15 protein-coding genes and 1 pseudogene are annotated in these 13,576 nt (G+C 56.0%); 5 read left to right on the forward strand and 11 right to left on the reverse strand.

Annotated elements, in window-relative coordinates; genetic code table 11:
• Positions 1–40: 40 nt before the first annotated feature.
• Positions 41–1,065, forward strand: a pseudogene (locus tag ACJ69_RS18520) (TerC/Alx family metal homeostasis membrane protein).
• Between the two features lie 60 nt (positions 1,066–1,125).
• On the opposite strand, the gene ACJ69_RS18525 reads toward ACJ69_RS18520, so the two are convergent.
• Positions 1,126–1,788, reverse strand: a complete 663-nt coding sequence (locus tag ACJ69_RS18525; protein WP_014885577.1) for an HAD family hydrolase — start codon at positions 1,786–1,788, stop codon at positions 1,126–1,128.
• A gap of 239 nt (positions 1,789–2,027) precedes the next feature.
• Between ACJ69_RS18525 and ACJ69_RS18530 the strand changes: the two genes are divergently transcribed.
• A complete protein-coding gene (locus tag ACJ69_RS18530) occupies positions 2,028–2,555 on the forward strand; it encodes an NlpC/P60 family protein (protein ID WP_029740677.1) in 528 nt (175 codons plus the stop codon).
• Between the two features lie 5 nt (positions 2,556–2,560).
• Here ACJ69_RS18530 and ACJ69_RS18535 read toward each other — a convergent pair whose 3' ends face one another.
• Complete coding sequence (locus ACJ69_RS18535; RefSeq protein ID WP_047646797.1) at positions 2,561–3,355, reverse strand: SDR family NAD(P)-dependent oxidoreductase; 795 nt, start codon at positions 3,353–3,355, stop codon at positions 2,561–2,563.
• A gap of 32 nt (positions 3,356–3,387) precedes the next feature.
• Entirely contained in the window at positions 3,388–4,269 is an 882-nt protein-coding gene (locus tag ACJ69_RS18540) for a LysR family transcriptional regulator (protein ID WP_032662157.1), read from the reverse strand.
• 191 nt (positions 4,270–4,460) lie between these two features.
• On the opposite strand from ACJ69_RS18540, the gene ACJ69_RS18545 reads away from it, so the two are divergent.
• Positions 4,461–5,158, forward strand: a protein-coding gene (locus ACJ69_RS18545; protein ID WP_103215986.1) for an IS1-like element IS1A family transposase whose coding sequence is annotated in 2 segments (ribosomal slippage) — positions 4,461–4,710 and positions 4,710–5,158 — 699 coding nt in all. Because the reading frame shifts where the segments join, the coding sequence is not laid out codon by codon here.
• Here the strand turns inward: ACJ69_RS18545 and ACJ69_RS18550 are convergent.
• The 5 genes from ACJ69_RS18550 to ACJ69_RS18570 all read right to left on the reverse strand — a co-directional run bounded on the left by ACJ69_RS18550 (position 5,093) and on the right by ACJ69_RS18570 (position 9,678).
• On the reverse strand, positions 5,093–5,980 hold the full coding sequence (locus ACJ69_RS18550) for a lysophospholipid acyltransferase family protein (RefSeq protein WP_232248605.1): 888 nt from the start codon (positions 5,978–5,980) through the stop codon (positions 5,093–5,095). The genes ACJ69_RS18545 and ACJ69_RS18550 overlap by 66 nt on opposite strands.
• Positions 5,977–6,699 carry a beta-ketoacyl synthase chain length factor gene (locus ACJ69_RS18555; RefSeq protein WP_047646813.1) on the reverse strand — a complete coding sequence of 241 codons (723 nt, stop codon included), beginning with the start codon at positions 6,697–6,699 and terminating at the stop codon, positions 5,977–5,979. The genes ACJ69_RS18550 and ACJ69_RS18555 overlap by 4 nt, the downstream gene beginning before the upstream one ends.
• 68 nt (positions 6,700–6,767) lie before the next feature.
• Entirely contained in the window at positions 6,768–7,832 is a 1,065-nt protein-coding gene (locus tag ACJ69_RS18560; RefSeq protein ID WP_059347486.1) for a methyltransferase, read from the reverse strand.
• Positions 7,833–7,901: 69 nt separating this feature from the next.
• The gene (locus ACJ69_RS18565; protein WP_054830390.1) at positions 7,902–8,291 is read right to left on the reverse strand and encodes a lipoprotein; all 390 of its coding nucleotides are present in this window, start codon (positions 8,289–8,291) and stop codon (positions 7,902–7,904) included.
• A gap of 337 nt (positions 8,292–8,628) precedes the next feature.
• Positions 8,629–9,678, reverse strand: coding sequence for an AI-2E family transporter (locus ACJ69_RS18570; RefSeq protein ID WP_023309517.1), 1,050 nt, complete (start codon positions 9,676–9,678; stop codon positions 8,629–8,631).
• A gap of 145 nt (positions 9,679–9,823) precedes the next feature.
• Between ACJ69_RS18570 and ACJ69_RS18575 the strand changes: the two genes are divergently transcribed.
• On the forward strand, positions 9,824–11,041 hold the full coding sequence (locus ACJ69_RS18575; protein ID WP_059347487.1) for an MFS transporter: 1,218 nt from the start codon (positions 9,824–9,826) through the stop codon (positions 11,039–11,041).
• 4 nt (positions 11,042–11,045) lie between these two features.
• Here ACJ69_RS18575 and ACJ69_RS18580 read toward each other — a convergent pair whose 3' ends face one another.
• Both ACJ69_RS18580 and ACJ69_RS18585 read right to left on the reverse strand, forming a co-directional pair.
• Entirely contained in the window at positions 11,046–11,603 is a 558-nt protein-coding gene (locus ACJ69_RS18580; protein WP_023309515.1) for a DcrB family lipoprotein, read from the reverse strand.
• Between the two features lie 72 nt (positions 11,604–11,675).
• Positions 11,676–12,341, reverse strand: coding sequence for a 7-cyano-7-deazaguanine/7-aminomethyl-7-deazaguanine transporter (locus ACJ69_RS18585; RefSeq protein ID WP_023309514.1), 666 nt, complete (start codon positions 12,339–12,341; stop codon positions 11,676–11,678).
• Between the two features lie 167 nt (positions 12,342–12,508).
• On the opposite strand from ACJ69_RS18585, the gene tusA reads away from it, so the two are divergent.
• Positions 12,509–12,751, forward strand: coding sequence for a sulfurtransferase TusA (gene tusA, locus ACJ69_RS18590; protein WP_008503071.1), 243 nt, complete (start codon positions 12,509–12,511; stop codon positions 12,749–12,751).
• A 102-nt stretch (positions 12,752–12,853) separates the two neighbouring features.
• Here tusA and ACJ69_RS18595 read toward each other — a convergent pair whose 3' ends face one another.
• Positions 12,854–13,447: a YhgN family NAAT transporter gene (locus tag ACJ69_RS18595; protein WP_059347489.1), complete on the reverse strand. Its 594-nt coding sequence runs from the start codon at positions 13,445–13,447 to the stop codon at positions 12,854–12,856.
• Positions 13,448–13,576: the final 129 nt, after the last annotated feature.

The raw sequence follows: 13,576 nt of genomic DNA on the forward strand, positions 1-13,576 counted from the left end.
TTTGCATGGTGTTGTGTTTTGTCTGCCAAAAGGGTTTTGTATGTCTGCTGCTCATCTCGGTTTCCCGACGGAAACCGTTGTTGTCTTTGTGGTGATGGCCGTTGGGGCGATGTTTATCGACCTCTTTATGCACCGTCACGATAAACCCGTCTCGCTGAAAAGCGCGGCGATGTGGTCCATTTTCTGGGTCATGATGGCGATGGCCTTCGCCGGATTCCTGTATGTTCACCACGGCGCCGAGATGGCGAGCCTGTTCCTCACCGGCTATGCGCTGGAAGAGGTGCTCTCCGTCGATAACCTGTTCGTGATGATGGCGATCTTCGCCTGGTTCGGCGTGCCGGATAAGTACCGTCACCGCGTGCTCTACTGGGGCGTACTGGGGGCGATTGTCTTCCGCGGCATCTTTGTGGCTATCGGCACCAGCCTGTTAAGCCTGGGGCCGTACGTTGAGGTGATCTTCGCGCTGGTCGTCGGCTGGACGGCGGTGATGATGCTCAGACGCAATGAAGAGAGCGACGAAGTGGAAGATTACTCGGGTCATCTCGCCTATCGCCTGGTGAAGCGCTTCTATCCGGTCTGGCCGAAAATCAGCAGCAACGCCTTTATTCTGACGCAGAAAGAGGTGGATGCGGAGCTTGAAAAGCCGGAAACCAGGACGTGATGGTCGGACGCGTGAAGAAGGCGAAGCGCTATGCGACGCCGCTGCTGCTTTGCGTAGCCGTCGTCGAGCTCTCTGACGTCATGTTCGCGTTTGACTCCGTGCCGGCCATTATTGCCGTGAGCCGCGAGCCGCTGATTATCTACAGCGCCATGATGTTCGCGATTCTCGGCCTGCGTACGCTTTACTTCGTGCTGGAAGCGCTGAAGCAATATCTGGTGCACCTCGAGAAAGCCGTGGTGCTGCTGCTGTTCTTCGTGGCGTTCAAGCTGGGATTAAATGCCACCGACCACTTCTGGCATCACGGTTACAGCATTGGCGCCACGGCCAGTCTGTTTGTGGTGCTTGGCGTGCTGGCGCTGGGGATTATTGCGAGCGTGATGTTCCCGGGGAAACGTGAGGCCTGATGTACCGCTTTTCTCCCTCTCCCTGTGGGAGAGGGCCGGGGTGAGGGCACCAGACCGCACCTAACCCTTAATCGGTGAATTCCGACGCTTGCGCGGGTGGTGGAAGTGCCGCCAGTGCGGATCCTGCGCCGCCGCCAGCAGCTCGTGGTCGCCGCGGGTGTCTCCCCAGGCGCGCAGGTGATAGGCGTTCAGATCGCCATACACTTTTTCCAGCCTCGCCACCTTCTGGGCGCAGCGACAGTTATTGCCCGTAATGCGCCCCGTCAGCTTGCCGTCTTTCACTTCCAGCTGCGTGCCAATCAGCTTAATGCCGAGCTTATCAGCCCACGGCTGGAGCACCAGCGCCGGGGATGCGGAACAGATGGTCACCTCCGCACCGGAATTTACCTCAGCCGCCACCGCCAGAACCCCTTCGGGGCGCATCAGCTTGTTCCAGTATTTTTCGCAAAAGGCTTCCGCCTGCTGGCGCAGCCAGTGTTCATCCACGCCCGTCAGGAACGTTTTAATCAGCACTTCCTTCAGCTCATCGCGCGTCAGCTTGCGACGCACGCAGTGGAGCGTGGGCAGCGCCATGCGCACCAGGCGGCCCGCGAAGTAGCGTTTACCGAAGGCAAAACGCAGGAAAGGAATAAAGCTGTCGTGGTGCGTTAATGTCCCGTCAAAGTCAAAGACAGAGAGCACGCTGGATTTTGCCACCGTCTCGTCGGCAATCATATTGGTCATAAATACGTCTTAGCTGAAATACACATTCTGCGGATCAGTTTACCTGCTTTAGCTGGACAGTCCTTATATCACCACTCTTTTTTTCTCAATCTTGCGATCTCAAAGTGAATCCATTTTTGGCCTCGATAACAATTGGTGAAAAAACGAACTGTCTATATTATCGCCACATCGCAAGATATTTAGGGGAACCATTGGGCCCCACAGGTAAGGAAAAACTCACTCACTACTTCTTTCTTGATATGACTCTTAGATCGCTTATTTCAATCCTCACGTTAAGTTTTGCTTCGTTTTCTGCGTTCAGCTTTCAACTTCCAGCGTCGATGTTATCGATGAACAGTGAACTGGCAGCATCACCGGCGAAATCTGCGCTGGTGCATCAGGAAACAGGCCCGCTGCGCTCGCGTATTCTCGACCAATACCAGAAGTGGAAAGGCACCCAGTACCGGTGGGGCGGAACTACGCATCGCGGGGTGGATTGCTCCGCGCTCATGCAGCACCTGTTCACCGATGCGGCGCATCTTAATTTGCCGCGCACGACGAGTGAACAGATCCATCGCGGCGTGCAGGTCGCGCAATACCGCCTGAGAGCCGGCGATCTGGTCTTCTTCCAGACGGGCCCGAACCGCAAGCACGTCGGCGTTTATATTGGCAAAAACCAGTTTATTCATGCCTCAACCAGTCAGGGCGTAACGGTTTCAACCCTGACGGATGATTACTGGCAAGCACACTACATTACCGCCCGTCGCATTGCAGGCAGCGCGGCCTGACAGCCTCAGATAATGTCATCCACGACGCCACCGTCGACGCGCAGCGCCGCGCCCGAGGTGGCGGAGGCCTGGGGCGAACAGACATAAATCACCATATTGGCCACCTCTTCAACCGTTGCCGCACGCTGGATAACCGAGCTGGGGCGGTTGGCCATCACAAACTCTTTCGCCAGCTGTTCCAGCGATTTGCCGGTTTTTTCGATTTCATCTTTCATCATCTCTGCGAAACCGTCTGACATCGTCGGGCCCGGCAGCACGCTGTTGACCGTCACGCCGCTCCCCGCCACGAACTTCGCCAGCCCGCGCGCCAGCGAGAGCTGCGCCGTTTTGGTCACGCCGTAGTGGATCATATCCGCCGGAATATTGCAGGCCGACTCGGAGGAGATGAACACCACGCGTCCCCAGCCTTTCTGCACCATACCCGGCAGCAGGGCGCGGGACAGACGCACGCCGGACATCACGTTGGTCTGCCAGTAACGCTCCCAGGTCTCATCGTCGGTGGCATAGAAATCCTGCGGACCGTAAATCCCGGCGTTGTTGACCAGAATATCGACGTTATTCGCTACCTTCAGAAGCGACTCGACCCCTTCCGCCGTGCTGAGGTCGGCAATCGCGGCGCGCACCTGTACGCCCGGCACCACCTGCTGGAGCTGCTGAATGCCTTTATTCACCGATTCCGTGCTGCGGCCATTGACGATCACTTCCGCACCGCTTTCTGCCAGACCTCTGGCAATGGCGAACCCGATCCCGCCGGTTGAGGCGGTCACCAGCGCCACTTTCCCCGCAAAGTCGATTTTCATCATCTGCTCCTTCTCGTTTAAACGTTCGGACCTTAAAGCGTAGCAGGTGAGGATGACGGCTCCTGGCTAAAAAGGCGCAACAGCGTCTCAACCTGCTCATCAAGCGGGGCGAGGGAACGCTTTACAATCAGGTGAAGCGGCGTTGCCCTGCGCGCGCCGTGGCTCAGCGGCAGGCGCTTCAGTACGCCCTGATCCAGCTGGGTCTGGATACGTTCCTCTGGCAGCCAGCCGTAGCCGACCTGGGAGACGACGGCCTCTATGGCGGCATCGATGGTGGAGAAGGTCCACGACTCGCCGGCAGCACGCGCGGCGGGCTGGCTGTCCGCAATCTGGATGAGCGGCCACGGGCGCAGCATCTCATCATTTAGCGGCGCGTCGAGGTGAAACAGGGGATGCCGGGAATGGGCCACGGCAACAAAGTCGATATTCATCAGCCATTCGCCGAGCCCGGTAATGTCCTGGCGGCGGGTTAAGACCATCACATCGGCTTCGTCGTTAATGGCGTCGGCGCGGGTATTTTCCAGCACCTCTGTCAGACGAACCTGAGTCTGCGGATACTGCTGCTGGAACTGACGAAGAATAGCGAACAGGCGGCGGCGCGGGAAAATGGAGTCCACCACCAGATCTAACCGCGTGCGCATCCCGTTGCGAAGGGTCGCTGCGCGCGTCTCAACATACGAAAACGCTTTCAGCAGCGGTTTAACCTGGTTGAGAAGAAGCTCTCCGGCCGGGGTTAACACCGCCCGTCGCCCCTCCGGCACCAGCAGCGCCACGCCGAGCCGCTCCTGCAGCAGCGACAGGTTATAGCTCACCGAGGACTGGCTGCGGTGGGTTTCTTCCGCGGCTTTGGCGAAACTGCCCGCTTCCACCACTCTTTCCAGTAAAGCCCATTGTTCCAGCGTCGTCTTATGCATAATTTATCTAAAATTTGGATGACTTTGATTAAAACATAGCGTTATTCATTCATTTTTTGAAGGGGTACGATCGTCTCATCAAAACAAAGGAGACATCTTATGAACACCTTCGACAAACACGACTTAAGCGGCTTCGGGTGATGCTGCCAACTTACTGATTTAGTGTATGATGGTGTTTTTGAGGTGCTCCAGTGGCTTCTGTTTCTATCAGCTGTCCCTCCTGTTCAGCTACTGACGGGGTGGTGCGTAACGGTAAAAGTACTGCCGGACATCAGCGCTATCTCTGCTCTCACTGCCGTAAAACATGGCAGTTACAGTTCACATACACCGCCTCTCAACCCGGTACGCACCAGAAAATCATTGATATGGCCATGAATGGCGTTGGATGCCGGGCAACCGCCCGCATTATGGGCGTTGGCCTCAACACGATTTTACGTCACTTAAAAAACTCAGGCCGCAGTCGGTAACCTCGCGCATACAGCCGGGCAGTGACGTCATCGTCTGCGCGGAAATGGACGAACAGTGGGGCTACGTCGGGGCTAAATCGCGCCAGCGCTGGCTGTTTTACGCGTATGACAGGCTCCGGAAGACGGTTGTTGCGCACGTATTCGGTGAACGCACTATGGCGACGCTGGGGCGTCTTATGAGCCTGCTGTCACCCTTTGACGTGGTGATATGGATGACGGATGGCTGGCCGCTGTATGAATCCCGCCTGAAGGGAAAGCTGCACGTAATCAGCAAGCGATATACGCAGCGAATTGAGCGGCATAACCTGAATCTGAGGCAGCACCTGGCACGGCTGGGACGGAAGTCGCTGTCGTTCTCAAAATCGGTGGAGCTGCATGATAAAGTCATCGGGCATTATCTGAACATAAAACACTATCAATAATTTGGAGTCATTACCAGCGCTTGCATCATTAATTCCTGACAAAGATTGAAGGCCTGATGTTAATCGATGCTGTAGATGCCGGTTTAACTGCCTTGCCGCCAGCGCCGGTTCTTGTTCATTTGCATCGTAAAATTCGTTGATGTTCACGCGGTCGCGGACATCCACGGTGAAAACGGGTTTTTCTGGCGGTACATCATACCAGCGACTTTTTTTATCCAGCAGGTGTTCGCTACAGTGGATCAGCACCACCCGCAGATCGCTGTTACAGCGCACGGCGATATTTGCCGCGCCGCGCTGGAGGGAGATAGCCTCACCAAGCCGGGTACGCGTGCCTTCCGGGAAGATTAACAGCGTGTCGCCCTGAGCCAGACGCTGCTGGCTGGCCGCGAGCAGGGGCTCGGCTTCGCTGTTAATCAGGTAATCCGCCGCGCGGATAACGCCGCTGACAAAGGGGTTGCGCAGCAGCGCGCTCTTCACCAGACAGTCGGTTTCCGGCATCACCGACGCCAGAATCACGTAGTCAATTAACGTGGGGTGGTTAGCCACCACCAGACATCCCCGATCGCTGCGCAGCGCGTCAAGATTGTGAATGCGATAGTCCAGTACGCCGAGGCTGCGCGCCACGGTCAGGAAGAAGCGGAAGCTGGCCGCAATGCTGCGACGCGCCAGGCGGCGACGGCTGGCGCGGTCGCGCTGGACGATTAGCAGCAGGTTGAACCAGACCAGCGACAGCAACAGCCCGCCCACGCCAAACAGCGCGAAGCAGAAGCCGGTCATCGCCAGACGCCATAGCCAGTTGATACGGGCAGCCAGGCGGTTCATGCGCGCGTCCATTGCCACAGCAAACGTTCGCCGGGCACCACAAACTGACGTTCCTCGCTGAGATAGCGCTGCAGGAACATCAGGCTTTGCGGCAGGGCAGGTTCTTCACCCGTGCTGCCGCTGCGGGTTTCACACTGCATTCCGTTGCCGGATTCAATCACCAGCGCCAGCGCGTAGGGCCAGGTGGGCATCTGCGGCGGTAACGCTGGATGGTAAAATTCCGGCAGCGCGCCGTCAAAATCGACCAGCAGGACGCGGGAATAGCCCGCCTGCAGCAGGCTCAGCACTTCACATAAGGCCTGCTGGAAGGTGTCCAGTCCGGCAGAAATAGATGACGAGACGATGGCCTGGCGTGCGGTGATCGTGAGATTACCCACCGCGGAATTGTGCACGGACATCGCGAAATCGGTGGGTGAAACGGACTGCCCGGTCGCCAGAGCATGCAGAATACGGTCGTTGCGCTCCAGCTCGCCGTGGCGGCTGGAATAGACGACGGCATCAATGGCGTGGTTTTGCAGCATGGCAAGACCAATATCCACCGCCAGCTTACTGCCTGAATTGAGGCGGCGCGCGGTCATCATGGGTAAAGCGGTCAGGCGGGGAAGCGGGGCCGCTGGATCGACGGTCAGCTGCAGGCGCGACCACGCCTGCCACTCTGTGGCATCGCTGAGTCCTGGCGCTCTTGCCTGCCAGTCGATAATGTTCAGTGAAAATTTCATCTACGCGCGTCCGCGAAAAATAACCGTATTCAAAGGGCAGGCTGGGCCACCCGGGCAGCTAAGCTGCTCTATTGTTCACGTTTGGTGCATATCAGCAGGGTATGACCGACCCCAAGGTTGTCCAGCCGCTGTTCAACGCTGAAACCTGCGCTCTCCAGGTAGCGATAAAACTTCTCTACGCTGTAAAACCGGCTATTACCATTCGCCATACAGGTGAAATAGAGCGAGGTGGCATTCAGGCTGAAAGAGGCTGCTTCAAATTTCTGAGCATCCCAGAAAAGCTCCATGATGCACAAACGTGCGCCTGGCTTCATAGCCTGTGCGACGCGCGTCAGCATGGCGACAATCTGATCCGGAGAGAAACAATCCAGGAACTGGCTCATCCACCAGACGTCGGCGTCACCCGGCAATGTTGCTGGGCTAAGCATATCGACAGCATGGAATGCAATACGATGAGAAAAACCTGCTTTTGCGATGTTTTCCTGCGCCAGCGCTATCTGCTGCGGCAGATCGAGGATCGTCACGGCAACATTTTCGTCATAGCGGCAGCAGCGTAACGACCATTTACCCGTATTTCCGCCCACATCGTACAATTTTGTCGGCGAGCTTGCGAATATATATGGCAAAGCAGCGTCAAAAGCGGCGTCAGAATAGTAATGATCGAAGGCGAACCAGCTCTCTTTCGCCGCAGCAGGTAATTGGGATAACGCCGGGTAGATGGTTGGCCAGTTGCCAAACACGGCTAATCCGGCCGGTTTTTCTTCCTGCAGGGCGTCCGCCAGGTGAAATAGCCCCTGGTAACAAACGTCCTGGGTGAAATCCATATTTACGCGGGTCATTTCGTCGTGCAGTAAAAAATGGCCCACTTTCGCCAGGAAATAACGTCCATTCTGTTGGGTAACAATTCGACCGCTTAATCCCATATCCAGCAGTACGCTGACGGCATAGCTGCCGAGCGTGCTGTGTTCGGTTATTTCCTCGAGGCCTGCCCCCTCTTTACCTTGTTTATCGAGCCAGGCGAGAACGCCTGAGTTACGCAGACAAAGCGCAGTCTGGAATAACATCGGGGCAAAGGCGATGCGCTGCGCTTCGGTAATGGCATCCAGTGCGCTGAGTGTGTCCTTTTCGTACATGACTGCGTAACCTTTGAGGGCAATAAAGAGAGGTTATCGGGCCATACGCGGCCCGACTTTAGAAAAATATTACAGCGCGGCGCCAGAGGAGAGGTTCAGCTGAATATCGTGGTCGAGGTTATTCACCCAGCGGTTATAATTTTTGTGAATTTTACCGTCTGCCGCTTTCAGGTTAAGGCTGTTTTCATAGTTGATTGAATAGCTTGTTGCCGTGTACGGAATACTCACCTGGACCGAGTGATCGCGTGACTGCAGACGCCCCTTAATCATTCCCGGGCCGGTTTCCGTCATGATCCAGTCGCGTTTTTGACCAGCTTTCAAAATTGCCGTTTTTACCTGATCGGCAGTATGGCCTGTGCTTACAATAGAGTGAACCTGAGCGATTGGCGCGGTACGCGCGCAGCCTGCCAGCGCGCCAACGAATACGGCAGCAGCACACCATTTAACGATCTTTTTCATCAACAACTCCATATCAATAATAACAATTAAAGGCAGTGGTTTTTACAAATAATATTCATCCGGCTTTTTGCTATCGCCAGGTGTAATTTTTAATCAATATTAATGTTTGCATTACGTTGAAGCGAAGGCGGGAATAATAACATGGAAAATAAATAAGGATTTCATTTTTTATAATTTGCGTTAAATCATGAATTGCATTTGAACGTAATGCGCGCGGCGTAACTAAAAACAGAATGAATATCGCCTTAACGCAAATAAAAATACCGCGACGGATTAGGGACGCGGTAATTTACGGTGTATTACTGACGGTTTAAACCTGCCTGTACAGGCAGGTCCGCTACCCGGGTAATCGGCTTTTCGGCCTCCCCGGCCCGAGCAGGATCGCCAGCTTGCTGCCGCCTTTGGTGGTCTCCATCCAGATTTTACATACGCTGGTCAGGGGGACCGACAGCAGCATACCGACCGGGCCCAGCAGCCATCCCCAAATCAGTAAGGATAAAAATACCACCAGCGTCGACATGCCCAGACGGTGTCCCATCATGCGCGGTTCAAGAATATTGCCCAGCACCATATGCACGACGAGGAACAGCGCGCCGACCAGCATGCATTCGTAGAAGCCGTTAAACAGAAACGCCTGAATCATCGGCGGTACGGCGGAAAGCACCGCGCCAATATTGGGCACGTAGTTCAGCAGAAAGGCCAGCACGCCCCACATCAGCGCGAACTGCACGTCCATCAGCATCAGCCCCAGCCAGACAATCACCCCGGTCCAGACGCTCAGGAGCGTTTTCAGCGCCAGATATTTGGAGACGCCCTTCAGCGCCCGGTGTAAGCCGGCAATGTGAATTTGTGGATTGTTCAGCGCAAAGCGCAGCTTATAGGGGACGTGGCGAACTTCGAACAGCATAAACACCACCGTCATGACCAGCAGCAGAATGCTGGCCATCGCGCCGGAAAGCCCCGTCATCAAGGTGGTGGCGTAGGTCATGACTTTCTCGGAGTCCATCCTGCGCAGCATCCGTTCGGGTGAGATATGGAGATTAAGGAAGGGGACCATCTCCTGCAGCGCGACAATTTTACGCGTCAGCTCTTTGTTGTACTGCGGCAGCATGGTGGAGAATTCGCTCAGCGATGCCGCCAGTACGCCAAAGAGCGCCGTCAGGCCAATCAGCATGACAATAACCACGATGGTGATGGCCACCGGACGGCTAACGCCCCGGCGTAAAAACCAGGTGACCAGAGGATTAAGCACGATGGCAAAAAAGAGCGCCAGCAGGAGCTGAACAATAATGTCGGCGGCAGCATGGATACCCGCAAGGATAACCACCAGACAGGCGAGTTTTAATAAGATGTGGAGTCCTGCTTTGTCGGACGGGTTAGCGATCATGCGTGTTCCTTAATATGATGACCCGATAAGTGTAGTGCCCGGGCTTCGCTTCGTCTGGCACCGTTAATCTGAAAGTCGGGGCTGATTTTCTTATTGCGCCGTGGTAATAGTGAAACACTGTTGTAAAAAATCCAGGTAGAACCCCATGCCCGAAGCTGCCGCTGAACCGGCACTGAGCGGACTGCGCCTCAATCTGCGCATCGTTTCCGTTGTGATTTTCAACTTTGCCAGCTATCTGACCATCGGCCTGCCGCTGGCAGTCCTGCCGGGCTATGTCCATGACGTGATGGGCTTCAGCGCCTTTTGGGCGGGGCTGGTGATAAGCCTGCAATATTTCGCCACGCTCCTCAGCCGCCCGCATGCCGGGCGCTACGCGGACACGTTCGGTCCAAAAAGCATCGTGGTGGTGGGACTGTGCGGCTGTTTTCTCAGTGGCCTGAGCTATCTGCTGGCTGCCGCAACCAGCCACTGGCCGCTGGTCAGTCTGGCGCTGCTCTGCCTGGGCCGCGTCATTCTTGGCATCGGGCAAAGTCTGGCGGGAACCGGCTCAACGCTGTGGGGCGTGGGTGTAGTAGGCGCGCCGCACATTGGCCGGGTGATCTCCTGGAACGGGATTGTCACCTACGGTGCGATGGCGCTCGGGGCGCCGCTCGGCGTGGCCTGCTATGCGCTGGGCGGGCTGCATGGGCTGGCCATCACCATTATGGCGGTCGCGCTGCTGGCGATCCTCTTTGCGCTGCCGCGCCCGAAAGTGAAGGCCAGCAAAGGCAAGCCGCTGCCGTTTCGGGCGGTGCTGGGGCGCGTCTGGCCGTACGGCATGGCCCTGGCGCTGGCGACCACCGGCTTCGGCGTGATTGCGACCTTCATTACCCTGTTCTACGACGCCAAAGGCTGGGACGGCGCGGCCTTTGCGTTAACCCTGTTCAGCTGTGCGTTTGTTGGCGCCCGTCTGCTTTTCCCTAACGGCATCAACCGTCTGGGCGGGCTGAACGTGGCGATGATCTGCTTTGTGATAGAGATAGTCGGGCTGCTGCTGACCGGAATAGCGATGGTGCCCTGGGTCGCGAAAGTGGGTGTGTTCCTCGCGGGGGCTGGCTTTTCCCTGGTCTTCCCGGCGCTGGGCGTGGTGGCGGTAAAAGCCGTGCCGCAGCAGAATCAGGGGGCGGCGCTGGCGACCTATACGGTGTTTATGGATATGTCTTTAGGCATTACCGGCCCGCTGGCGGGGCTGGTGATGGCCTGGGCAGGGGTTCCGGTGATCTATCTTGCCGCGGCGGGTCTGGTGGTGATTGCGCTGCTGCTGACGTGGCGGCTAAAAAAATGGCCCCCGGTGCAGGCACCGGAGGCCACGTCATCGTCGTGAAGCGTTACTGGATCACGATGGTGTTAATGATGTTTTCAGCAGCCGTCTGCGCTTTCTGCTGATCTTCCGCTGGCAGGGTGATCTGCAGGGTCAGCAGTTTGTTATCAACCTTGCCCAGCACCACAGAAGAGTAGGCGGTCTGGCCTTTTGCAGAGATGATGCTGTCGAGCTGTTGCAGCGTGTGGCCTTTCAGCTCGATGGATTTATTGGTCACGACCTGCAGCTGAGGATCGCGGCCGCGCTGCTGATCTTCCAGACGTTTGGACAGGACGGCCAGGTCTTCGCTGGTGTCGTCGCCCACAATCACAATGACCGCTTTCTGCCCGGTTGCGTCGGAGTAAACGTGCATGTTGTTCGCCTGGGTGCCCAGCTTGCCGCTCTGGTCAGTCATATCGGCTGGCAGAGAGAAACTGAGTTTGCCATCCATCAGATTCACCGGCTGGCCGGTCGCGTTGCTCTCTGCGGATGCGCCCTGAGCAGGCGTTTTCGTGTCGCTGTTATCACAGGCTGCAAGACCCACAACCAGCAGGCCAATCCCGACATATTTAACCAGATTGCGCATTGACTTCTTCCTTTCGATAAACGGCCATAACGGCTCATTCGCTCATCTTATCACAACTGATAAAGCGAACCCTTAACCAGCCTGCAATGCCGTGATTTCAGATTTATCTGCCAGCCTTTTCAGCAGCATATTGAGCAGCACGCCGTACATCGGCAGGAAGAACACAATGCTGATAAGCACCTTGAAGCAGTAGTCCACCAGCGCGATTTCCATCCAGTGTTCAGCCATGAACGCATCCGGGCTGCGCCAGAAGGCGATGAAGAAGAAGGCCAGCGTATCGCTCACGTTACCGAACAGCGTGGAGGCGGTTGGTGCCATCCACCAGCGATGGTTCTGCCGCAGGCGGTTAAACACATGCACGTCGAGGATCTGCCCCAGCGCGTAGGCCATAAAGCTTGCTGCGGCGATACGGGCAACAAACAGGTTGAAGTGGGTTAACGCCTCAAAGCCCTGCCAGCTTCCCATATAAAACAGTGACGAAACCACGTACGAGATGAACAGCGCCGGGAGCATGACCGAAAAAATAATGCGGCGAGCCAGCGGTGCGCCAAAGATACGCACGGTCAAATCCGTCGCGAGGAAAATAAACGGGAAGCTAAATGCGCCCCAGGTGGTATGAAAACCAAAGATGGAGATCGGGAGCTGCACCAGATAGTTGCTGGAGGTGATCACCAGCAAATGGAAAAGCGAAAGCCAGAACAACGCTTTTACGCGCTGTGATTCAGAAAACGACGTCATATTGTGACCTTTTTATACGTTGGGGTGAGGGAACCCAATAAAAACCGCAGCATGATACTGCTTTGGCAGGACATTGCAATGGTTAGTTTTTACGCAATCGTTAACCTGGTTTGCATTGATCGCAACCGGGCGTAAACTACAGCCGTTTTTACCAGACCGAGAAGACCATGACCGACCTGTTTTCCAGCCCAGACCACACTCTTGATGCCCAGGGCCTTCGCTGCCCGGAACCGGTAATGATGGTACGCAAAACCGTGCGCAACATGCAGACCGGTGAAACGCTGCTGATTATTGCCGACGACCCGGCCACGACCCGCGATATTCCCGGCTTTTGTACCTTTATGGAACATGAGCTGGTGGCACAGCAGACCGAAGCGCTGCCGTACCGGTATTTGATTCGTAAGGGTTAAGTTTTGTAGGCCGGGTAAGGCGAAGCCGCCACCCGACGAATATGTGTCCTCTGCGGCCTGATGCCCTCACCCCGGCCCTCTCCCACGGGGAGAGGGAGAAAGTCAGCCTTTCATCCACGCCCTGATCCCGTCCAGGAACATCTGCGTTGCCATCATCACCAGAATCAGCCCCATCAGGCGTTCCAGCGCGTTCACCCCTTTCTCACCCAGCAGGCGCAGGAACAGCGACGACTGCAGCAGGATGATAAACGTCCCGCCCCAGGCGATCAGCAGGGCAATCACCAGATGGCTCATCTGGTTCGGATACTGATGCGACAGCAGCATCAGCGTGGCCAGAATGGTCGGCCCGGCAACGAGTGGAATTGCCAACGGCACAATAAACGGCTCTTCACCCGCAGGCAGGCCGCTGCTGCTGCCTTCCGCGCTCGGGAAAATCATCCTAATGGCAATCAGGAACAGAATAATCCCGCCGGAAATCGACACGGTTTCGGCGCGCAGGTTCAGGAACGCGAGAATTTTTTCACCCGCAAACAGGAAGATAAACATCACCAGCAGGGCGATGAGCAGCTCGCGGATCATGATCGCCCGGCGACGCTTCGGCTCGGTGTGCTTAAGCACCGACATGAAGATCGGCAGGTTTCCCAGTGGATCCATTATCAGGATCAATAAAACCGCTGCGGAAATGATTTCACTCATGTAAATTATCCCTGAAATTCTCTAAGGTTATTATGATAATTAGCTGTATTTCTGATTGCCGGGCAATCATCGATTAATTTCGCTTGCGACTTTGGCAGCATTTTGTAATGTGAAGCATATCCCAGTTCA

The sequence above is a fragment of the Enterobacter asburiae genome (genome assembly GCF_001521715.1).
GTDB lineage: Bacteria > Pseudomonadota > Gammaproteobacteria > Enterobacterales > Enterobacteriaceae > Enterobacter > Enterobacter asburiae.

Excerpts from the sequence above, each read along its gene's own strand:
- ACJ69_RS18530 (WP_029740677.1), top strand. The coding sequence starts at position 2,028 with ATGACTCTTAGATCGCTTATTTCAATCCTCACGTTAAGTTTTGCTTCG.
- ACJ69_RS18575 (WP_059347487.1), top strand. The coding sequence starts at position 9,824 with ATGCCCGAAGCTGCCGCTGAACCGGCACTGAGCGGACTGCGCCTCAAT.
- ACJ69_RS18585 (WP_023309514.1), bottom strand. The coding sequence starts at position 12,341 with ATGACGTCGTTTTCTGAATCACAGCGCGTAAAAGCGTTGTTCTGGCTT.
- ACJ69_RS18580 (WP_023309515.1), bottom strand. The coding sequence starts at position 11,603 with ATGCGCAATCTGGTTAAATATGTCGGGATTGGCCTGCTGGTTGTGGGT.
- ACJ69_RS18535 (WP_047646797.1), bottom strand. The coding sequence starts at position 3,355 with ATGAAAATCGACTTTGCGGGGAAAGTGGCGCTGGTGACCGCCTCAACC.
- ACJ69_RS18595 (WP_059347489.1), bottom strand. The coding sequence starts at position 13,447 with ATGAGTGAAATCATTTCCGCAGCGGTTTTATTGATCCTGATAATGGAT.
- ACJ69_RS18550 (WP_232248605.1), bottom strand. The coding sequence starts at position 5,980 with ATGAACCGCCTGGCTGCCCGTATCAACTGGCTATGGCGTCTGGCGATG.
- ACJ69_RS18560 (WP_059347486.1), bottom strand. The coding sequence starts at position 7,832 with ATGTACGAAAAGGACACACTCAGCGCACTGGATGCCATTACCGAAGCG.
- ACJ69_RS18555 (WP_047646813.1), bottom strand. The coding sequence starts at position 6,699 with ATGAAATTTTCACTGAACATTATCGACTGGCAGGCAAGAGCGCCAGGA.
- ACJ69_RS18540 (WP_032662157.1), bottom strand. The coding sequence starts at position 4,269 with ATGCATAAGACGACGCTGGAACAATGGGCTTTACTGGAAAGAGTGGTG.
- tusA (WP_008503071.1), top strand. The coding sequence starts at position 12,509 with ATGACCGACCTGTTTTCCAGCCCAGACCACACTCTTGATGCCCAGGGC.
- ACJ69_RS18525 (WP_014885577.1), bottom strand. The coding sequence starts at position 1,788 with ATGACCAATATGATTGCCGACGAGACGGTGGCAAAATCCAGCGTGCTC.
- ACJ69_RS18570 (WP_023309517.1), bottom strand. The coding sequence starts at position 9,678 with ATGATCGCTAACCCGTCCGACAAAGCAGGACTCCACATCTTATTAAAA.
- ACJ69_RS18565 (WP_054830390.1), bottom strand. The coding sequence starts at position 8,291 with ATGAAAAAGATCGTTAAATGGTGTGCTGCTGCCGTATTCGTTGGCGCG.